Origin of the sequence: Pseudomonas sp. GM49 (genome assembly GCF_000282355.1) — a bacterium.
Taxonomy (GTDB): Bacteria; Pseudomonadota; Gammaproteobacteria; order Pseudomonadales; family Pseudomonadaceae; genus Aquipseudomonas.
Genome location: NZ_AKJL01000058.1, coordinates 1 through 19,983, shown reverse-complemented (window position 1 = coordinate 19,983; position 19,983 = coordinate 1). Strand labels below are relative to the sequence as shown.

Below are 19,983 nucleotides of genomic sequence, written 5' to 3'. Positions count from 1 at the left end.
GGCAGCCGGGACCGGATGGCCGCCATAGGTAAAGCCGTGACCGAAGATGCCGATTTTCTCGCTCTGGCTTTTCATGGCCTGGTACACCGGTTCGGAAATCATCAGCGCGGAAATAGGCAGATAGGACGCCGAGAGGGCTTTGGCGCACGTCACCATATCTGGCTGGAGGCCGAAGGTCTGCGACCCCCACCAGTTGCCGGTACGACCAAAGCCACAGATGACTTCATCCGCTACCAGCAAAATGTCATGGCGTTTGAGCACCTGTTGGATTTTCTCGAAATAGCCCACCGGTGGTGTGATTACACCTCCGGTCCCCATCAGCGGCTCGGCAAAGAAAGCGCCAATGGTGTCGGCACCTTCGCGCTCGATCAGTGTTTCCAGCTCAGCGGCCAGGCGGGTGGAGAAGGCTTCTTCGCTCTCGCCTGGCAGCCCCTCGCGGTAATAGTGCGGGCAGGTGACATGCAGGAAACCTGGAAGCGGCAGCCCGAAGTCCTGGTGCAAGTGCGCCAGTCCGGTGAGGCTGGCACTGGCGATGGTCGTGCCGTGATAAGCGCGATTGCGGCTGATGATCTTGCGACGTTGCGGCTGGCCAAGGGCGCTCCAGTAGTACCAGACCAGCTTGATCGCGGTGTCGTTGGCTTCGGAACCTGAGCAAGCAAACAACACTTTGGACATCGGTACCGGGGCGAGCGAGATCAAGCGCTCTGCCAACTGGATGGCCGGCTCGGTGGAGCGGTGTGCAAAGTTCTGGTGATAGGGCAACTGCTTCATTTGCCGCAGTGCGGCTTCTTCCAATCGCGTCTCGCTATAACCCAGCGCGGCACTCCACATGCCAGACATGGCATCCAGATACTGCTTGCCTTGGTCATCCCACGTATAGATGCCCTCGCCACGGACCATCACAGTCGGACCGACCTTTTCATGGTTGGCCAGATTGGTCTGGCTGTGGATGTGAAAAGCGATGTCGCTGGCGTGCAATGAGCGTGACATGGCGGTACTCCGTTCGGGTGGTGCGACTTGCGCCGAGAGTGCAGTCGTTGTTGATCGGGTTAACTTCAATATGGTTGACAATGTGAATCATGTGGTTCATGTTGTCAACCATCTTCTGGCGCTTCATGCCAGTGAAGAAAAACGACCGGAGACACGGTCGAGCTGATGGATAGCTGCGCTAAGGTTTGAGCTTTATCTCTGCTTAATAACAAGTCCGCGCTCATCGGGCGCTAGAAACAGGAGATGGAAATGTTCGACACCCTGAAAGTTTCAGCAGTAAGACTTCAAGTGTTGGCGGTCGTGGGGGCAGCCTTGATCGCTCCGCAGGTGTGGGCGGCCGATCCGTCTACTATTACTGTCGCCGGCTACGGTGGCGGCCTGCAGGACGCGTTGATTGCAACGCTTTGGAAGCCGGCTGCAGAGAAGGCTGGATTGAAGCTTCTTACCGAGTCTCATGACGGACAACCGGCCGTACGCCTGCAGGTGCAGTCCGGCAAACCCGCATGGGATGCTATTCATATCGGCGCCAATGACTGTGCGGCACTAGCCAGGCAGGGGATGCTCGAACCCCTGGACTATTCCGTGATCGATGCCAAAGGTGTACCGAGCCTGGCACGAGATAAAAACTGGATCGCGACCAACAGCTATTCAGTGGTCATGGGCTGGCGAACCGACAAATTCAAGGAAGGCCCCAAGAGCTGGAAAGAATTTTGGGACGTGAAGAAATTTCCGGGTCGCCGTGCGCTTTCCGTCGCACCGGATGAAATGCTTGAAGTGGCCTTGCTGGCCGATGGCGTACCACGGGATCAACTCTATCCCCTGGATATCAAACGAGGTCTCGCCTCGCTGGAAAAAATCAAACCCTATGTCGCTGTCTGGTGGACCTCCGGTGCTCAGTCCGCGCAGTTGATCAAGGATGGCGAAGTCGATCTGATCGCGATCTGGAGCAGCCGTGTCGACTCAGTGGTGAAAGACAAGGCTCCGGTGGCCTATACCTATGAGGATGGCCTGCTCGGTTATGGCTGCATGGCCATCCTCAAAGGCGCCGGGAATGCGGCGGGGGCGCAGAAGCTGATTGCCAATGCTGTTACCCCGCAAACTCAGGCGCGGATCCCGACGATGATGGGTTACTACGGCCCGACCAATAACCTGGCCTTCGAGCAGTCCGGCATACCGGCCGACGCGCTGAGCAACTCGAACATGTCGCCCGCCAACAGAGCCAGGCAAACGCTGATGGACCCGCGTTGGTGGGGCGAGCATGTCACTGATGTTCAGGAAGACTACAAAGAGTTGATTGCACAGTAATGGGCGTTTCTGTGGAGGTCGGAGTTATGCAAGGCAATATTGCGATTCGGGATGTCTATAAGGGCTATGGGGCGTTTACCGCGATTGACCATGTCTCCCTGGACGTCATTCCTGGTGAGTTTCTTACGCTTCTCGGCCCTTCGGGGTCGGGGAAAACAACCTTGCTTAATGTGTTGGCGGGCTTCATTCGCCCTGACTCGGGAAGCATCAAGGTCGATGGCGTGGAATTTCTGACCTGTCCGCCACACCAGCGGGATATTGGCATGGTGTTTCAGAACTATGCATTGTTCCCCCATATGACGGTGGCGGAAAACGTCGCCTATCCCTTGCGCTTGCGCAAGGTTGGCGGCGCAGAACGAGCCCGTAGGGTCAAGGCCAGCCTGGAAATGGTGCAGATGGACCACCTCGGCGAGCGTGGTATCCACCAGCTTTCGGGTGGGCAGCGTCAGCGTGTCGCGTTGGCCAGGGCCATGGTGTTCGAGCCCAGGATCATGCTGATGGACGAACCTCTTTCCGCGCTGGACAAAAACCTGCGCGAGCACATGCAACTTGAGCTCAAGCGTCTGCATGCCCGACTGGGCATGACCACGATTTATGTCACCCATGATCAGAAGGAGGCGTTGACCCTGTCACACCGCATTGCGGTGTTGAACAAAGGCAAGCTTGCGCAACTGGATACACCGGATGCGCTCTATGAGCGGCCGAAGAATCGTTTTGTCGCGGGCTTCATCGGCGAGAGTTGTTTTTTTCCTGTGGAGGAGGGGGGCGATGCCGTTGTATTCCAGGGACGGGCGTTGAAGTTGCCGATCGGCACGCCGCTCAAACTTTCGCAGCCACGGGTGCTGATGGTCCGCCCGGAGCGTCTGCAATGGCAGGCCCCGGCGGATGCTGGCGCGATGAACCGTATCGATGCGATTGCACGTGACGTGGTTTATCAGGGTGACAGCTATCACGTGGGTCTGGTGCTCCCTGATGGCAGCGAGCTTACTGCGCGCCATCAAAAGGGTTTTCGCGACGTACCGGTTCCGACACCCGGTGCAGCGGTTCAGCTTTGGCTACATGCCGAGGACACTTTGCTGGTGACGGAGGACGCATGAATGCCGATCTTCCCCCTCGTCAAAAGCAACAGAGGGTTGTACCCATGAAACAAGTCAGTCTCTCCGGTAGCGCCAGGAGTGGAGCCCGCGGCGGCAAAGATCCCATGATCAGGCTTCTGGCAAGGGCCGAACTCAAGGAGCGGTTGGCTCTGCTTTCCTTGACACTGCCAGGTTTCATTCTGGTGTTCGTGGTGCTGGCGGTGCCCTTGGGCTGGCTGTTCTGGTTGTCGGCTTTCGACAGCAGCGGCGCACTGACGCTGGACAATTATGAGCGTTTACTGCGGCCTGTGTACCTGAGCAGCTTCATCATCACCTTCCAGATGGCGTTCTGCGTCACGCTGGTTTGTGTGTTGCTGGGTTATCCGTTGGCCTACCTGCTTTCGCAGCTACCCGACCGGGCCAGCCAAATCTGTATGGCCTTTGTACTGCTGCCGTTCTGGACTTCGATCCTGGTCCGTACCTACGCCTGGCTGGTGTTGTTACAGCGCCAAGGGGTCATCAACAACTGGTTGCTCGATCTGGGCCTGATCCATGAACCGCTGGCTCTGGTGAACAACTTCTTCGGAACCGCCGTCGGAATGGTGCACGTCATGTTGCCGTTCATGGTGCTGCCGCTCTACGACAAGATGAAAAACATCGATCCGCTGTTGATGTCGGCGGCAGCCAATTGCGGTGCCACACCGTCCCAGGCATTTCGCCAGGTGTTCCTGAAATTGTCGCTGCCTGGTCTGGCCTCGGGCATCACGCTGGTCTTCGTGATCTGCCTGGGTTTTTACCTGACGCCGGCATTGTTGGGCGGTGGCAGGGTGTCGATGTGGTCGATGAAAATCAGCGACACCATCGCGCTGTACGGTAACTGGGGGGCGGCGAGTGCGCTGGGCGTGGCCTTGCTGGTCGCTACTGTTTTGATCCTTTGGGGAATGCGCAAGTTGTTCGGTCTCAATGATCAAGGGAGAAACAGCTGATGTTCAAACTCAATCAAGCAGTGACGCCGACGCAGATTACTCACGCGCACCGGCTCTGGTTATATGCGCTCGTAGGATTGATCCTGCTGTTCCTGATCATTCCGTGCCTGATTGTGATCCCGATGTCGTTCTCCGCCTCGCAGTACCTGGAGTTTCCGCCGCGAGAGTGGAGCCTGCGCTGGTACGAGGCATACCTGGGATCGCCGGAATGGATGATGGCGACCTGGGTCACGGTGAAAGTGGCGGTCATGGCGACCTGTATTGCCACGGTGTTGGGGACGCTGGCCGCCTACGGTCTGTCGCAAGTGCGCGGCGGTGCGGCGAAACTGGTCAATAGCCTGATGATGCTTCCGATGCTGGTCCCCATCATTCTGGTAGCGATCGGGGTGTTTTTCGTCTACTCGCGTACCGGACTGAACAACTCCATCACGGGACTGGTGCTGGCCCACAGTGTGTTGGCGATTCCATTCGTGCTGATCGCCGTGGGCAATGGCCTGCAGGGATTCGACATGAATCAGGAAATGGCAGCACGCAGTCTGGGAGCTTCGCGTCCCTGGGCCTTTCTGACGGTGACGTTGCCGCAATTGCGATTGTCCATCTGTTCCGGAGCACTGTTTGCCTTTATCGCTTCATTCGATGAGGTGGTCATTGCGCTGTTCATTGTTGGGGGCGAGAGCTCCACTCTGCCCCGACGCATGTTCGCCAATATCCGCGATCAGATCGATCCGACCGTGGCAGCGGTATCGACCTTGATGATTGTGTTGTCGATCCTGCTCTTGGTGGCGATGCAGTACATCAAGAGTCTGGAACGTCGTCAGCAACATTGATTGGATTCGATGGTGCCTGGTGGGGAGGCGTTGCCTGTATGTCCCTTTGGAGACATAGGCAGCTTGCGTTGTGCATTCGAAGATGGCGTTCGGGGAATTTGCCCTGAACGAGGCATTGGAGGATCACCGCGTGGACAGACCGACAATATCAGCGCCGACGGCGGCAGTTACCGCTTCAGGTATCAGTTATCAAAATGTGGAAAGCGGTTACTTTGAACAACGTCGCCTGCAACGTCATGCAGGCTTTTTCACCCTGCTGATTCTCGGCGTCGGGGCGGTGGTGGCGGGTCAGTATTCCGGTTGGAACCTGGGCTTGGCGCAGGGCTTCGGCGGCATGTTTTTAGCCTTGCTGGTCATTGCCGTCATGTACCTGTTTCTCTGCTCTTCTATCGGCGAAGTGGCCGCTGCGCTGCCGCACACCGGTGGTGCCTATTCCTTTGCGCGTACCACAATGGGACCTTGGGGTGGGTTCAGTACCGGTCTTGCAGAGAACATCGAATTCATTTTGGCCCCGGCCGGCAACATGTTTTTCATGGGGGCCTACCTGACCGCCATCTTCGGAACCGGACCGCAATGGCAACCACTCTGGTGGGTAGTTGGGTATGCCTGCATGTTGTTGCTTTCAAACCGGGGTTTGGGAGTGTCGATGAGGGCCGTCGTGCTCATTACCGTGGCGGCGGTGTCGGTGTTGGTGGTGTTCTTTATCGCGGCTTACCCACATATGGATTTCACCGGCAATGCCTTGAATCTTGCAGTTGACGCAGCTGGCAAGCCGGTCGAGGTGGTTGGTGGTAACGGGCCATGGCTGCCGTTCGGACTCACCGGCGTCATGCTTGCGTTGCCATTCGCCGTCTATATGTTTCTGGCCATTGAACAACTGCCGTTGACTGCCGAGGAGTCGCACAACCCAACACGCCATTTGCCCCTGGCATTGGTCTGGGGCACTGTGATTCTTGCTGTATTAGCGCTGGGTGTGTTGTTTTTCAGTGCGTCGATCGGGGGCGGCAGCTTTTTCATGAGCACTTCGTCGGAACCGCTGCTCGATGGCTTTCGGGAGATTTTTGGGCACACAGCGAGCAAGCTTTTGTCCGCGGTGGCAGTGCTCGGTCTGGCGGCGTCGTTCCTGGCGGGCAGCTTTGCCGCCGGGCGTAATATCTACTCGCTGTCGCGTGCCGGTTATCTACCGACCGGGCTGTCGGTTACGCATCCGACACGCAATACCCCCAATATTGCGTTGGCGACCGGGGCACTGGCTGCATTGGGTATCCTGATGCTGTGCTGGTTCACCTTTGGCAAAGATAACAACCCGCTGATGGGCGGTATCCTGGTGAGCATGATCGTGTTCGCCGGAATGATTTCCTACATTTTGCAAAGCGTCGCCTACATTCGCTTGAAGCGCTCCTTTACCAGTTTGCACCGGCCTTATCGCAGCCCGTATGGGATATTCGGAGCGATTGCGGTGATCGTGATTGCGGTGGCGACATTGATTTATCAGTTTCTTGATCCATTGTACAAATGGGCCGCATTGGCCGCTGCCTGTTGGTACCTGATCGGGATTGCCTACTTTGCATTCTATCGTCGTCATCGTCTGGTGTTGTCACCTGAAGAAGCATTCGCCGTGAGTGGCGGTCGTGGAGGAAATCCGCAATGAGTAAAGTCAAACTATCCGAAGGCAAGGGCCGTCTGGCTGGTAAAGTGGCCATTATCACCGGGGGCGCTGGTGGTTGTGGCGCTGCCGCAAGTCGGTTGTTCGCGGCTGAAGGGGCCAGGGTGATCATTATCGATTTGAATGCCGATGCAGCAATCAATCTCGCGGCGCAGATCGTTGCCGATGGCGGTCAAGCACTTGGGGTGGGCGCCGATGTCTCGCAGGCCGTTCAGGTGAGTGAAGCCGTCGCGCGAGGGCTGGCTGAATTTGGCCCGGCGGATGTGCTTTTCAACCACGCCGGCACCTTGATCGTGAAACCTTTTCTCGACGTGCAGGAGCACGAGTGGGACTGGCTTATGGCGGTCAACGTCAAGAGCATGTACCTGGTCACTCAGGCCGTGCTTCCACAAATGATCGCCAAGGGCTCGGGCAGTATCGTTTGCACATCGTCGATCTCCGCGCAGTACGCAACCCCGGGTGAGGTCGTATACAACGCCAGCAAGGGCGCCTGCCAGATGTTCGCGCGAGCCATTGCCGTCGAGTTTCGTGATAGAGGTATTCGGTGCAACGCGGTGGCCCCCGGATTTATCCGCACCCCTCACGGCGAGCGGGAAATGCGCGAATTGCAGGCGATGGGCGTGGATGCCAGTGAAGAGGCGATCAGTCAGCAGCAAGGACGCCTGTGCGAGCCGGAAGAAGTGGCGCGGGCAGCACTGTTTTTAGCCAGCGATGACGCGTCATTTGTGAGTGGCACACAGCTATTTGTGGACAACTGTTTTTCCGCTGTTTAAGTCATTCGTGGCAAGAAATATGCTTGTTTTTTATCGATGGATTCAGGGTGCGCCTACGCGACTTGGCGCACCGGATAAAGACAAGGGGATGGCATGGCAACTTCAGTTTCGGATCGCAGACGTTGCATGGATGCCGCGCCCGTCCTTGGCGCATGGCACATAGCTACGCCCGGTCTGGTCGCACAATTGCAGTGTGATGGCTTTGCACGACAGTTGGACGAGGCACTGCGGGCACTTGTAGATTTCGACCAAAGCTGCGTGCTGTTCTACCCATCGGGCGGCTCACCCGTGTTACTGCACGACAACCTGCAAGGCATTGGCGAGCCAGGTGCGATGCACAGTTATCTCAGCGGTACCTATTTACTGGACCCGGTCTACACCGCCTGTGCGCATGGTCGGGCTTCAGGTCTTTACCGTATGAGCGAATTGGCCCCCGACGCGTTCTTCGAGGGGGATTACTTTAATTCGCCAGACGTGCATCCCTGTATTTCCATGCAATCGGGCACGCTGGCCGAAGAAATCGTATTCATCTGTGCTTTGCCAGGCATTGGGCATCTGGCCTATTCATTGATGCGAATGAATGCCTCCCCGAAGTTTTCATCTGTGCAGTTCGAAGGTCTCCAAATCTGCCAGGCGATGGTCGATGTCTTGTTACAGCGTCACTATCAGGGCGTATGCGCTCAGGTCGATGACAGTGCGCAGGCTTTAAGAGAGCACCTGAACAACGCTTTTTCGCGCTTCGCCGCTGATCAGCTAACTCCCCGTGAACAATTGATCGTCAGCATGATCCTGCGTGGACACTCCAGCCTGTCGATCTCACTGCACCTTGGCATCGCAGAGGGCACGGTGAAAAATCACCGCAAGCACCTGTATTGCAAGCTCGGCATTTCCAGTCAATCGGAGTTGTTTCATCTGTTCGTGAACTTTGTCCTCAGCCATACCGCGAATGTCCCGCCCGCCAAAGCGGGCAGCGCGATACAGCTCCACGAAGCTTTTGCCAGCTAATGAAAAACAGGTCCGCGATTAATTCAGGTGCCGAGAAAAACGCATGGACTCAGGTCCATGCGTTTTCTGGTTCTGTAATGATGCGAACGTATCACTCGAAGTAGATGGTTTTGGCCGAATCGTACGCCGGTGCATCGAAGCTGATAAACAGCGCCGATTGCTGACCTTCGACGTAATACTTGTGAGGGACATTGTGCGGGATGGAAACGTAATCGCCTGTCTTGAGGATGCGATCTTCAGTCGGCGTGACAACCCGCGCGCTACCACTGAGGAGGATCAGTGAGTGATCGGCATCCGGGTGGCTGTGGTTTTTCAACTCGGAGAACATCTCCACGAGATTCACTCGCTTGTCCGCGGTCTTTATCAATGTCCAGCCGCGGTCGCTGGGGTCGTTCCAGCCGGGGGGGCTGGCCATCACTGATTGCTGTTTCTTGACGACGGGAGGAGGGGATTCGGTGGGCGTGGAAAAATCAACGGCGGAGGCCTTTGCCATGTCGATGACAGGGACATCAAAACCCAGTAGGAGGGGATTCTCGTGATCCAGCGGCGTCATCTGGTAGGCCTGTCCGGCAGGGATCGCAACATAATCACCGGCACTCAGGGAAACCTCACTGTCTGTGAAATGGAACAACACCCTGCCTTGCAAAACGATCAGCGTGCGCTCACCGGAATCGTGCCTGACGACGGGGGTTTGGATGTCGAGCCGGACCAGGGTGGTGTGCGATAGAGCGGTTTTATGCATTTCCCAAATGTGCTGGCCGAGCACGGTTTCGTTCGCCGGCCCCTTCATCAAATCATCACGTTCAACCAGCAGCAATTTATCGCTGGCAAAGACCGGGGTTGAAAGCAGCAACAGCCCGCAGATCAACCGTAACCGCCGTGCAACAGGATCAAGACTGAGCATTTTTACACCTCTTCATTGGATGATGTCGCTTGGGGAAACAGTGGCGTGCAAAAGTGGATTCAATCCGCTGCGCAGGACACGGCTGTGCAGTTCGCGACCTAGAGCCGCTTCGCATTCGGCAGCGACATCCAACAGGCGGTCCAGGTCGATGCCAGTGCGTACGCCCATGGATTCCAGCAGGTTGATCCAGTCCTCGGTACTGACGTTGCCGGTGTGCCCGCCACCGTACTTGACCTTGGCCGGATGACCGCCAACACCGCCGAAGGCACAGTCGTAATGCGTGACGCCGACTTCCAGAGCTGCGACGTAATTCACCAGTCCGGTCGCGCGGGTGTCGTGAAAATGAGCGATCGGAGTGATCTCGGGAAACGACGCCAGCACGGCGCCGAACAAGCGCCTGACACTCTGTGGTGTCGCGACACCGGTGGTATCGCCAAGGGTGACGAATTTCACGCCGTGTTTGGCAAACTGCTCAACATCCGCCAGTACACTGGCTTCGCTGACGCGTCCTTCAAACGGACATCCAAAAGCGACGGAAACAGTACCGATCAAACGAAACTGGTTGAGGGCCTTGTCGGCCATCTGCTCAATGTTCAGCCATTGATCTGCTCGGCTGCGCTTGAGGTTTCTGCGCGAGTGGGACTCCGAGGCGGACACCAGCAGGCTGATTTCATTGGCACCGAGACCGGCATCGAGATCCATGACCGCTCGTTCCACTGCTCGCACGTTGGCGCAGGTCGCTTTATAGAACACACCGGCACGACGCTGCAGCACCGCCAGCAGCGCACTGGCGTCGGCAAATTGCGGAATCACGGCGGGATTGGAGTAGGAAGTCGCCTCGATCCTTTGAAAGCCGATGTCAGCAAATCGCTCCACCAACCTGCGTTTGATGTGTGTAGGCAGAAAGTCCGGTTCGTGTTGCAGACCGTCGCGGGCGAAGCATTCACACAGAATGACGTCTCTCATTGGAACCCCTGGGGTGACTACGAAATATGGTTGACATGGTGAACTAAATTTACGAGCATATGGTTAACAGTGTCAACCTGTTGCTGTGCTTTCCGTAACCGCTCATGCATTGCCGGTACCTGTGCAACCGCCTGCGTCCAATGCCAATTTCCGAGGAGTGATCCATGTACACCGACCTGTTGTTTTACATCGACGGCCAATGGACTGCCGGCAGTTCCGGCAACACTGCGGCTGTAATCAATCCTTCGACGGGGGAGACGATCGGGCAATTGCCATTGGCATCAAATGAGGATCTGGATGCCGCATTGGCAGCGGCTGCCAGCGGATTTGAAACATGGTCCGCGACGTCTGCCTACGACCGTTCGGGCATCTTGCGTCGAGCGGCTTCGCTGGTGCGTGATCGCCATGCGCTGATGGCCGAGTGCATGACGTTGGACCAGGGCAAGCCGCTGGCAGAGTCGACCATGGAAGCCAAAAGCGCGGCGGACCACATTGAGTGGTATGCGGAAGAAGGGCGGCGTGCCTATGGCCGCATCGTGCCTTCACGTAATGCAGCGGTACGCCAATTGGTGGTGCGCGAGCCTGTCGGTCCGGTAGCCGCCTTCACCCCGTGGAATTTCCCGATCAATCAGGCGGTGCGCAAGATAGCAGGGGCCCTGGCAGCGGGCTGCAGCATCATCATCAAGGCGCCGGAGGAAGCCCCGGGCGCCGTGATCGAACTGGTTCGCTGTTTCCACGATGCTGGTGTACCCAAGGGCGTATTGAACCTTGTGTTCGGTAACCCTGCGCACATCTCCGATTATCTGATCAGATCCCCGATTATCCGTAAGGTGTCCTTTACCGGCTCGACCGCCATAGGCCGACAACTCGGTGCCCTGGCCGCGACACACTTGAAGTTGACGACGATGGAATTGGGCGGACATGCACCGTTTATCGTGTGTGAGGATGCCGATATTGAGGCCGCAGCCACTTTGGCTTGCACCCTGAAGTTTCGCAACGCCGGGCAGGTGTGTGCCGCGCCCTCGCGTTTCTACGTGCATGAAGCAGTATTCGCCCCTTTTTCCCAAAGATTTACCGAGTTGGTAGAGCAGCTCAAGGTGGGCGACGGCTTCGATCCAACCAGTCAGATGGGGCCGTTGGCCAACGCCCGACGCTTGATGATGGTTCAGGAGTTGCTTGCTGATGCCAGGGAGCTGGGGGCGAAAACGTTAACGGGAGGGAAGCGCATTGGTGACAAGGGCCATTTTTTCCAACCGACAGTATTGGTCGATGTACCGCAACAGGCACGACTCCTCAACGAGGAGCCCTTTGGGCCGGTGGCACCGTTACTGCGCTTCAATGACCTGGATAGCGTAATTGCTCAAGCTAACAGCCTGGAGTATGGGCTGGCAGCGTTCGGTTTCACCAAATCGTTGAAAACGGCGACCGAGTTGGGTAATCGCTTACAGGCGGGAATGGTCTCGATCAACCACTTTGGCCTGGCCCTGCCGGAAACTCCGTTTGGTGGAATCAGGGCCAGTGGTCATGGTAGCGAAGGCGGAACGGAAGGCCTTGAGGCTTACTTGACGACGAAATTCATCAGTCAGATAGGCATTTGATGAAAAGCGTTAATGTCACAGCCATAGCAAGGCAATGCCTCTGCATTACCGACTTCTTCGGTAAGACGAAGTAGGGGCTGGTGCAAGAGAAACCAACCACCGGACTTCAATAAGTTTACACGCACACGCTTGAGGCCTGGTTTGACTGTGTTGTCGCAAGACAGCCCCAAGACCACTCAGTCCACGAAAGCTGGGTGGTTTTGGGTTTTTAAAACGTGAGGGCCGACTTCTCCTTGTCGGATGCTGAGCCCGATCAAGGCATCATAGAGCTCTTGCTGCCCAGCTGGCAGAACGGGGAGCAGCGTCGCGCGGCGCTTATCGACATCGAACCAGGACTCAACCAGCCATCCCACCAGATAGAGCGCCGCAAGGCATCCGCCAGCGGTTGCAACGTTCCCCTGCCAGACCAGAGGCTGGTCCACAGGCTCCAGTCCCAGAGCCAGCAAGCCCGATCGTGCGTCCGGATGTGTAGTCGCCCGGCCGCTGAGCAGCAGCCCAAGCCGTTCGAGAATGAAGGCTCCCGCGCAGATGGAGCCGATTCGCTGACGTCTGGAATCAAGTTCAAACGACGGCAGGAAATCAGGATCGGCAAGTGCGGCGGGTATCCCCTCCTTGCCGCTGACGAACAGTACCGCGTCGGCGCTATTGGCCTCGGAAAGCGGACCGTGCACTGAAACAGGCAGGCCGTGCGCCGATCGCACGATAGGGCTGGAACCCAATATTCGGACGTGCCAGTCCCCAGTGTTGCGGCCTAAAATGTCCCACATCAGGAATAGGTCGATGTCGGTGAATTGGTCGAAAGCGACCAGAGCGATTGTCTTCAAGGTGGACTCCATGAGATGCAAAAGGGCAATACGCAGAGAACGACACGAAGCTTGCTTTGACGGAGATAGCAATCGAAAGCAGTTCCTGCGGGGTTGAAAACGCTGGGCAGGCGTTCGATCTATTTCCTTCTTGCGATGAATTGAACCACGCAGGCTGGCCCGGTATGGAATTTTCCTTCGATGACATCCCGTTCGATCTCGCGGGACATCAGCACATCAAAATTCGGGAATTCCTGCTCGATCTCTGAGCTGGCCATGAGCATGTCCAGTTCACTTGGGCCGCCCGTGTCCCGGGTGAGTTGTCGTTTCTGATAGGCCTCAAGCAGGATGATTCCACCAGGCCTTAGTGACTGAGCCACCAAGCCATGCAACCTTCTACGCACGTGGCCAGGCATGTGCGCGAAGATCGAGACGACTGCACCGAAAGCCCCCTCTGGCGGCCTGTACGTTGCCATATCGGCAACTTCGGTGCGGATGGCTACGCCTTTTAGCGCAGCGAGCTTGTGCGCCTTGGCGAGGCCAACGGCGGAACTGTCCACACCAAGGACATCCAGACCCAGCGAAGCAAGGTAAGCAGCGTTTCGTCCTTCCCCTTCGGCGACGCTGAGCACAGGCCCGGAAAGTAGGCCTGCGTGCTCCGCAAGGAAGGCGTTCGGCGTCATTCCATATACGTACTCATCAACGGCATAACGTTCGTCCCACATGCTGTTCAACTCCTTGGTCTTTCTACGCTAAATGGCAATTCCGAGCCCCGGCGGATCAGGCGCTAGTGAGGCCGCTGAACAGCGGCTCCAATGACAGCCGGGCGCGGGTATCCTGGACCGTTGCTCGGACGGCCTCTTCACCGAACACCAAACCCTGAAGGTAGGTGAAGTGCGGGTTGAACAGCCCGAGGGTGTCAAGTACCTGGCGCAGGTAAGACGTTAGAAAGTCCGGTTGCCGTGCCAACTCGCCCTGGTGAAAGCCACCGGAACCGACCAACACGTACACCGGACGATTGCTCAGGAGACCGGTCTTGCCCCCGGGGCCTGAGCTGAATGTCCGGTGAATGCGCAGGACGTAGTCGATCCAGAGTTTGAGCGCGGCAGGGAGCGTAAAGTTGTGCATCGGGGTGGCAATGAGCAGGATATCGCTGCGTTCCAACTCGCCGATCAGCGCTTCGGAGACTTCGAACGCAGGTGAGTCAAACGGTGTGGTGGTAGCAAGGGCACGGGCGTAGTCCATACCGAGCGGTGGCAGCGGATGCCTGCCCAGATCGCGTTCGACCAGTTCGAGCCTCGGATACCGGTGCCGCAGGGATGCCACTAACTCCAGTGCCAACTGGTTCGCATGGGAAACCTGGCCATTCGGGCTGGCATTGATCAACAGCACATTATTCATGCTTGATTCTCTGCCTGAAGGTTCTGCGTGAAGTGCATACCATGGGCCAGCAGCCCCTGGCGAAAATAGAAGCGTTGGGCCAACGGCATATGCAGCCCGGTGTCCAGCACGAAATGAGCGCAACCGCGCTGCACCGCTTCCTCCCGAACAGCGGTCAATAGTCGCGCCCCCAGACTGCTGCGCTGCAGGTCAGGGCGCACCACCAGGTCATCGACGTAGATGAAGCGACCGTAGAGCAGGTTTTCCAGCTCGCGGTAACCGGCCAGGCCCACCGCCTGCTCACCGTCCCACGCGGCCAATAAACGGTAACCTTGCTCAGTCTGCCGAACCAGTTGCCCCACATAGGTGGCCGGGTTGGCGACATGCGGCCGCAATACGCGCATCAGGTCGAAACTCGCCTGAAAGGCCTCCGCGTCTTCGAGGTGTTGAAGTGTGTAAGCCATGTCCGTCGTCCGTTATAGAGAGATAGCAGACCTTAGTGCTGCAATGACTTAATCTACAGGGCCGAAAAATGCACAAATGACTAGGCCATGATCCTTCCCTTCAAGCTAGACCGCAGCCAGTCAGCGCCGATGTATCGTCAGCTTTATCACCGATTTCGTGAATCCATTGCCGACGGCCGCCTGCGGCCGGGAGATCGAGTACCTGCAGTTCGCGCTTTGGCGGCGGAGTTGAACCTGGCGCGCGGCACAGTGGAAGCGGCTTACCAGTTACTGATGGGGGAGGGCTACTTGATCGCTCGCGGAGCCGCCGGGACGATTGTCACACCGCAACTGGCACCCGTTTCCTTGCCCATACTTTGCCCCCCAGTTGCTTCGACGGAGTACCAGCCCACCCATTACGAGGCACTACCGTTAGCGCTGCAGATGGGGCTACCCGCGCTGGATGCCTTTCCCCGTAAGCTCTGGACAAGGTTGGCGGGCCGTCAGCTGCGGCAGGCTGGACTCGAGGGGCTCGTCTACCCGGACCCGCTAGGCTATGCACCCCTGCGCGCGGCCATTGCGACCTACTTGGGCATTTCACGGGGTATTACCTGCCGCCCGGAGCAGGTGTTCGTGTGCGCGGGCTATCGCGCGTGCCTGGACCTGATCAGCCACACGCTGATGCACCCAGGCGATAGGTGTTGGCTGGAAGAGCCCGGCTACTTCATGGCCCGGAACGCCCTGTTGGAAGCCGGCGCACAGTTGGTGCCGGTGCCAGTGGATGACCAGGGGCTTGACGTCGCGCAAGGCATTGCCCGTTGCCCGGAAGCACGCTTTGCAGTGGTCACGCCGACCCACCAGAGCCCGCTGGGCGTGTCGCTGTCACTGCCGCGTCGGTTGGCGCTACTGGACTGGGCCAACCGCCGAGGTAGCTGGATTATCGAGGATGATTACGACAGTGAATACCGCTATCAGGGTAAGCCCTTGCCTGCCCTCAAGAGCCTCGACCAGCAGGGCCGCGTGCTCTACACCGGTACCTTCAGCAAGGTGCTGTTTCCAGGCCTGCGCCTGGCTTATCTGGTTGTGCCAGCCGAGCAGAGCGACGCGTTCGCCCGTCAGGCGGATCGTCTGCATAACTACTGCCCGCAGCTCCTTCAGGCGACCGTCACAGCTTTCCTCTACGAGGGGCACTTCGCGCGGCACTTAAAGAAAATGCGAAACCTCTACGCACTCCGCCGTCAGTGGCTGGTCGATGCGCTGCACCAACAATTCGGCGAACGTCTATTGATCAACCCGCAGGCGGGGGGCATGCACCTGGTCGCGGGCCTTCGCGAAGGTGATGATGTCGAGCTCGCTCAGCGTGCCCGGGCTGTTGGCATAGCCGTCGAACCGCTGTCACAGTGGTACATGGAAGCCAAGCCCAGGCACGGCCTGGTGCTTGGCTTCACGAACATCGCCAGTGCCGATCAGGCATCGACGGTGGCGCTTCAATTGGCTCAAATCATCCAGGGCTGTGAGATTTTCAAACCCGGGCTCAGACGCGCCATTCACGTTTGTTAAATTTATTGACTTAAAAGTCAGCTTCTAGAAAGATGCAGGCCGCCAGACCTGTTTCGATCTTTTCCTAGCCTCAATCACGTCGCACTGACGGCGCTTGCAGACCTGCAGGCTTTAAATTTCGCCCATCGCTATATACAAAAATATATAGCGATGGGCGAAAACGTCAGGTCACGAGGGAATCAGGACCATGGACACCAAAAAAACAAGAGACCCGCACTGGAGTAAACACAATGAAGCTGCAACCCCTGGCCCTGGCCATCACCCTGGGGGGTTTGACCCACCAGGCCATCGCCGCCGGTTTTATCGATGACAGCAAGGCCTCGCTGAACCTGCGCAATTTCTATTTCAACTCTGACAACCGGGAAAGCCAGGGCAGCGTGGGCAACGCCGCCTACGCCAGCCAGGCCAAGGAATGGGGGCAGGGGCTGCAACTCAACGTGATCTCCGGATTCACCCAGGGCACCGTCGGCTTTGGCCTGGACGCCATCGCCATGACCGGGCTGAAACTGGACAGCGGCGGTCGTGCAGGCAAGGCCGGTATCGACCGCACGCCAGGCGCGCTGTTTCCCTTGGACAGCGACGGCCACGCGGTCGATGAATATTCCAAGGGTGGCGTGACCGGCAAGGTGCGCGTCTCCAAGACCGAAGCACGGCTGGGCACCCTGCAGCCCAAGCTGCCGGTGATCAACTTCAACGACGGTCGCCTGCTGCCGCAAACCTTCGAGGGCGGGCAGATTACCTCGAGCGAAATCGACGGCCTGACCCTCACCGTCGGTCAACTGCAAAGCACCAAGACCCGCAGCTCCACCGACGATATCGACCTGCGCATCGGCGGCGCGACACGTCCCGCCGGTACGCCCGCCAGCACCGCGTTGGCCGACTCGGACAGCTTCGTCTTCGCCGGCGGCGACTACAAGATCACCAAGGACCTGACCGCCCAGTATTACTACGGCAGTCTCGAAGATTTCTACAAGCAGCACTTCTTCGGCCTGATCCACACCCTGGCCATCGGCCCCGGCGCGCTGAAGACTGACCTGCGTTATTTCAACAGCAGCGCCGATGGCAAGAACGGCAATGCGGCCGGGCGTGCCCAAGGCTATAAAAGCAGCGGCTTCTGGCGAGCGGGGGACACCCACGCCGGCGAGGTGGACAACAACACCTGGAGCGCCCTGTTCACCTACAGTCTGAGTGGCCATGCCTTTAGCACCGGCTATCAACAAGTCTCCGGCGATAGCGCGTTCCCGTTCGTCAATCAGGGTGACGGCGCCACTGCATACCTGATCACCGACCGGCAGATCGGCAAGTTCCTCAGCGCCGGCGAGCGCACCTGGCTGGCCGAGTACGGGTATGACTTCGTGGTACTTGGCGTGCCGGGGCTCAAGACTGTGGTCACTTATCTGAGCGGCGACAACATCGATTCCGCCACCGGTGATCGCAAAGAGTGGGAGCGCGACCTGCGCATCGATTACGCGCTGCAAAGCGGTCCACTCAAGGGGGTGGGCATTTCCTGGCGTAACGCCAGCTTGCGTGGCAATGCCAGCAGCGACCTGGATGAAAACCGCCTGATCCTCAGTTACAGCCTGCCGTTGCTTTAAACACGGCCCGGCGGTCCTTCACACTACACAGCACCGAGGAATACGCCAATGCCAGTGCGCAATTCGCTTGGCCATGATCGACATCCCTCGGTCGAGAAGGTGTTGGCCGGTGAACAGTGGCCGCCCGAATTCGAGGTGGCCCTGAGGGATTTGCTGGAGCAAATGGCCAACGCCGGGCATGAAGTCACGCTGCACAACCTGGGCCGGTTCCTCGGCGACTTTGTGCCGCGCTACACCCTGGACCGTGCCGAGGAATGGCAGGAATGGGCGACCCGGCGCTGGGTCTCGCAGACCAAGCCGGCGCTGGTGGACAAACTGGCGGACGTCTTCATCGGCGGTCAGTGACGCCGCTGGCGCTCATTGGTACTCATCATGCCGGCGCCACCAGGGTCCCGTTTCATTGCGGCCCTTGGGCGCGCGGTCGAGCCATTGGTACATGCCCCACAATCCGTCCAGACCCCGCGCGTAGGTGGAGTAGGTGTGATAGATCTCGCCGTCTTCCAGCACAAAGGTACTCAGCCCCGGCCGGTCGCGGGTATAGGTCGGCGCATCGGTGCCACAGGTCGCGGCGAACTGTTTCACCGGTTCCGGGATCTGGCTGGCGTCCATCGCGTGCCCGCCGCGCTGATAGTTGTACTCGACCAGCCCTTCACGCTGCTGGGCTTCGGTGAAGTAGACGTTGAAGTCGGCAGTGAAATCGCTATCGGCGGCCGAGGCCCAGGGGAAGGTCCAGCCCATTCGGCGCTTGTAAGCCTGCAGTTTCGCCAACGGCGCGCGGGATATCGCCATCAGGGTCACGTCGTGGTTCGCCAGGTGGATGACGACGGGATCGAAGCCATCGGCGATGGCTGAGCAGGAAGGGCAGCCGGCCGTGTAGTCGGGGCCGAACATGAAGTGGTAGACCAGCAGTTGCGAGCGCCCTTGAAAGAGCTCGGCCAGGGTGGCGCTGCCGTTGTCGGTATCGAAGCGATAAGCCTTGTCGAGGCGAACCCATGGCAATGCCTGGCGTTGCCTGGCCACTTCATCGCTGCGTCGGGTCAGGGCCTTTTCCGCTTCGAGCAGTTGCAAACGTGCCGCCAGCCATTGTTCCCGGGTCGCGGTTTTGTGCGTGTTCATCGTTGTACGCTCCTGGTGAAAGGTCGTGATTTAGACTAAACCCGGGTATCGAATGATGGGAGTGACAAGCGTGGCGGGATTTCCATGGACTCGATGATCACGGCAGCCGCACAGGCGCTGGCGGCGGGCAATCCGCTGGGCGCACTGGATCGTGTGGCCTTGCGCGACGATGCGCCGGCGCTGGCCCTGCGCGGTATCGCCATGGCGCAACTGGGCGATCTGGCGCGGGCCCAGGCGCTGGTCAAGCGTGCGCAACGGGCCTTTGCGCCCAGGGAAGTGCTTGCCCGGGCACGCTGCGTGGTGGCCGAGGCTGAAATCGCCCTGGCTTCGCGGGAACTCGGCTGGCCGGTCAAGGCGCTTGAAACAGCGCGAATCACCCTTGAAAACCACGGTGACCGGGTCAATGCCGCCCATGCGCGCTATCTGCAGATCCGCCGTTTGCTGTTGATCGGTCGGCTCGACGAGGCGCAGCAGTTATTGGCCGAACTTGACCCCGGCCCATTGCCGCCGGCCTTGCGTGCGACCCATGAGCTGGTGCTGGCGGGGATCGCCATTCGACGTCTGCAATCGAGTGCGGCACGGGATGCGTTGACGAGGGCCAGGCAGGCGGCCGGTCAAACGGGGATTAGTGCGTTGATGGCGGAGGTCGAACATGTTGCGCATCTGCTGGATGCTCCCGCGGCACGCCTGATTGCCCAGGGTGAGGCACGGCCGCTGTTGCTCGATGAAGTGGAAGCGTTGCTCGGTTCAACGTCGCTGGTGGTGGATGCCTGTCGGTACGCTGTGCGTGGCTGTGGCATGTCGGTGTCGCTCGCGACGCGGCCGATCCTGTTCGTGCTCGCCCGTGTGTTGGCCGAGGCGTGGCCCGCGGACGTTGCGCGGGAAGCGCTGATCGCCCGGGCGTTCCGTCTGAAGCTCTCGGATGAATCCCATCGCGCCCGGCTTCGCGTGGAAATCGGCAGGCTGCGTAAAGCACTCGAGCCGTTGGCC

20 protein-coding genes are annotated in these 19,983 nt (G+C 58.6%); 12 read left to right on the top strand and 8 right to left on the bottom strand.

Features of this window, described 5'->3' with window-relative positions; all coding sequences use genetic code 11:
• Window positions 1-990: aminotransferase (locus PMI29_RS23705; RefSeq protein ID WP_007995085.1), on the bottom strand; the 990-nt coding region annotated here is incomplete at its 3' end.
• A gap of 249 nt (window positions 991-1,239) precedes the next feature.
• On the opposite strand from PMI29_RS23705, the gene PMI29_RS23710 reads away from it, so the two are divergent.
• The 7 genes from PMI29_RS23710 to PMI29_RS23740 all read left to right on the top strand — a co-directional run bounded on the left by PMI29_RS23710 (window position 1,240) and on the right by PMI29_RS23740 (window position 8,628).
• Window positions 1,240-2,295: an ABC transporter substrate-binding protein gene (locus PMI29_RS23710; protein ID WP_007995083.1), complete on the top strand. Its 1,056-nt coding sequence runs from the start codon at window positions 1,240-1,242 to the stop codon at window positions 2,293-2,295.
• A 26-nt stretch (window positions 2,296-2,321) separates the two neighbouring features.
• A complete protein-coding gene (locus PMI29_RS23715; RefSeq protein WP_007995081.1) occupies window positions 2,322-3,392 on the top strand; it encodes an ABC transporter ATP-binding protein in 1,071 nt (356 codons plus the stop codon).
• Window positions 3,393-3,496: 104 nt separating this feature from the next.
• Complete coding sequence (locus tag PMI29_RS23720) at window positions 3,497-4,357, top strand: ABC transporter permease (protein ID WP_033052072.1); 861 nt, start codon at window positions 3,497-3,499, stop codon at window positions 4,355-4,357.
• Window positions 4,357-5,184 (top strand): ABC transporter permease, encoded by an 828-nt coding sequence (locus PMI29_RS23725; protein WP_007995077.1) that lies wholly within the window; start codon window positions 4,357-4,359, stop codon window positions 5,182-5,184. The genes PMI29_RS23720 and PMI29_RS23725 overlap by 1 nt, the downstream gene beginning before the upstream one ends.
• 130 nt (window positions 5,185-5,314) lie before the next feature.
• Window positions 5,315-6,835 carry an amino acid permease gene (locus tag PMI29_RS23730; protein ID WP_033052075.1) on the top strand — a complete coding sequence of 507 codons (1,521 nt, stop codon included), beginning with the start codon at window positions 5,315-5,317 and terminating at the stop codon, window positions 6,833-6,835.
• Window positions 6,832-7,623: an SDR family NAD(P)-dependent oxidoreductase gene (locus tag PMI29_RS23735; RefSeq protein ID WP_007995073.1), complete on the top strand. Its 792-nt coding sequence runs from the start codon at window positions 6,832-6,834 to the stop codon at window positions 7,621-7,623. The genes PMI29_RS23730 and PMI29_RS23735 overlap by 4 nt, the downstream gene beginning before the upstream one ends.
• A gap of 93 nt (window positions 7,624-7,716) precedes the next feature.
• Complete coding sequence (locus tag PMI29_RS23740) at window positions 7,717-8,628, top strand: helix-turn-helix transcriptional regulator (protein WP_007995072.1); 912 nt, start codon at window positions 7,717-7,719, stop codon at window positions 8,626-8,628.
• 91 nt (window positions 8,629-8,719) lie between these two features.
• On the opposite strand, the gene PMI29_RS23745 is transcribed toward PMI29_RS23740, so the two are convergent.
• Window positions 8,720-9,532: a cupin domain-containing protein gene (locus PMI29_RS23745; protein WP_007995070.1), complete on the bottom strand. Its 813-nt coding sequence runs from the start codon at window positions 9,530-9,532 to the stop codon at window positions 8,720-8,722.
• A gap of 12 nt (window positions 9,533-9,544) precedes the next feature.
• On the bottom strand, window positions 9,545-10,498 hold the full coding sequence (locus PMI29_RS23750) for a hydroxymethylglutaryl-CoA lyase (RefSeq protein WP_007995067.1): 954 nt from the start codon (window positions 10,496-10,498) through the stop codon (window positions 9,545-9,547).
• Window positions 10,499-10,662: 164 nt separating this feature from the next.
• Here PMI29_RS23750 and PMI29_RS23755 point away from each other — a divergent pair, with 164 nt between their 5' ends.
• Window positions 10,663-12,096, top strand: a complete 1,434-nt coding sequence (locus PMI29_RS23755; RefSeq protein WP_007995065.1) for an NAD-dependent succinate-semialdehyde dehydrogenase — start codon at window positions 10,663-10,665, stop codon at window positions 12,094-12,096.
• A 176-nt stretch (window positions 12,097-12,272) separates the two neighbouring features.
• On the opposite strand, the gene PMI29_RS23760 is transcribed toward PMI29_RS23755, so the two are convergent.
• The 4 genes from PMI29_RS23760 to PMI29_RS23775 all read right to left on the bottom strand — a co-directional run bounded on the left by PMI29_RS23760 (window position 12,273) and on the right by PMI29_RS23775 (window position 14,743).
• Entirely contained in the window at window positions 12,273-12,920 is a 648-nt protein-coding gene (locus PMI29_RS23760; protein WP_007995063.1) for a DJ-1/PfpI family protein, read from the bottom strand.
• A 119-nt stretch (window positions 12,921-13,039) separates the two neighbouring features.
• The gene (locus PMI29_RS23765) at window positions 13,040-13,624 is read right to left on the bottom strand and encodes an SAM-dependent methyltransferase (RefSeq protein ID WP_007995062.1); all 585 of its coding nucleotides are present in this window, start codon (window positions 13,622-13,624) and stop codon (window positions 13,040-13,042) included.
• A gap of 55 nt (window positions 13,625-13,679) precedes the next feature.
• Window positions 13,680-14,300 carry an FMN-dependent NADH-azoreductase gene (locus PMI29_RS23770; RefSeq protein ID WP_007995060.1) on the bottom strand — a complete coding sequence of 207 codons (621 nt, stop codon included), beginning with the start codon at window positions 14,298-14,300 and terminating at the stop codon, window positions 13,680-13,682.
• Entirely contained in the window at window positions 14,297-14,743 is a 447-nt protein-coding gene (locus tag PMI29_RS23775; RefSeq protein ID WP_007995058.1) for a GNAT family N-acetyltransferase, read from the bottom strand. Before PMI29_RS23775 ends, PMI29_RS23770 begins: the two co-directional genes overlap by 4 nt.
• 87 nt (window positions 14,744-14,830) lie before the next feature.
• On the opposite strand from PMI29_RS23775, the gene pdxR reads away from it, so the two are divergent.
• The 3 genes from pdxR to PMI29_RS23790 all read left to right on the top strand — a co-directional run bounded on the left by pdxR (window position 14,831) and on the right by PMI29_RS23790 (window position 18,222).
• Window positions 14,831-16,282 (top strand): MocR-like pyridoxine biosynthesis transcription factor PdxR, encoded by a 1,452-nt coding sequence (gene pdxR / locus PMI29_RS23780; RefSeq protein ID WP_007995057.1) that lies wholly within the window; start codon window positions 14,831-14,833, stop codon window positions 16,280-16,282.
• A gap of 230 nt (window positions 16,283-16,512) precedes the next feature.
• Window positions 16,513-17,877: an OprD family porin gene (locus PMI29_RS23785; RefSeq protein WP_007995054.1), complete on the top strand. Its 1,365-nt coding sequence runs from the start codon at window positions 16,513-16,515 to the stop codon at window positions 17,875-17,877.
• A 48-nt stretch (window positions 17,878-17,925) separates the two neighbouring features.
• Window positions 17,926-18,222 (top strand): hypothetical protein, encoded by a 297-nt coding sequence (locus PMI29_RS23790; RefSeq protein WP_007995053.1) that lies wholly within the window; start codon window positions 17,926-17,928, stop codon window positions 18,220-18,222.
• Between the two features lie 12 nt (window positions 18,223-18,234).
• On the opposite strand, the gene PMI29_RS23795 is transcribed toward PMI29_RS23790, so the two are convergent.
• On the bottom strand, window positions 18,235-18,993 hold the full coding sequence (locus tag PMI29_RS23795; protein WP_007995051.1) for a DUF899 domain-containing protein: 759 nt from the start codon (window positions 18,991-18,993) through the stop codon (window positions 18,235-18,237).
• Window positions 18,994-19,077: 84 nt separating this feature from the next.
• Between PMI29_RS23795 and PMI29_RS23800 the strand changes: the two genes are divergently transcribed.
• The coding region (locus tag PMI29_RS23800) for a hypothetical protein (RefSeq protein ID WP_007995048.1) at window positions 19,078-19,983 on the top strand (906 nt) is incomplete at its 3' end.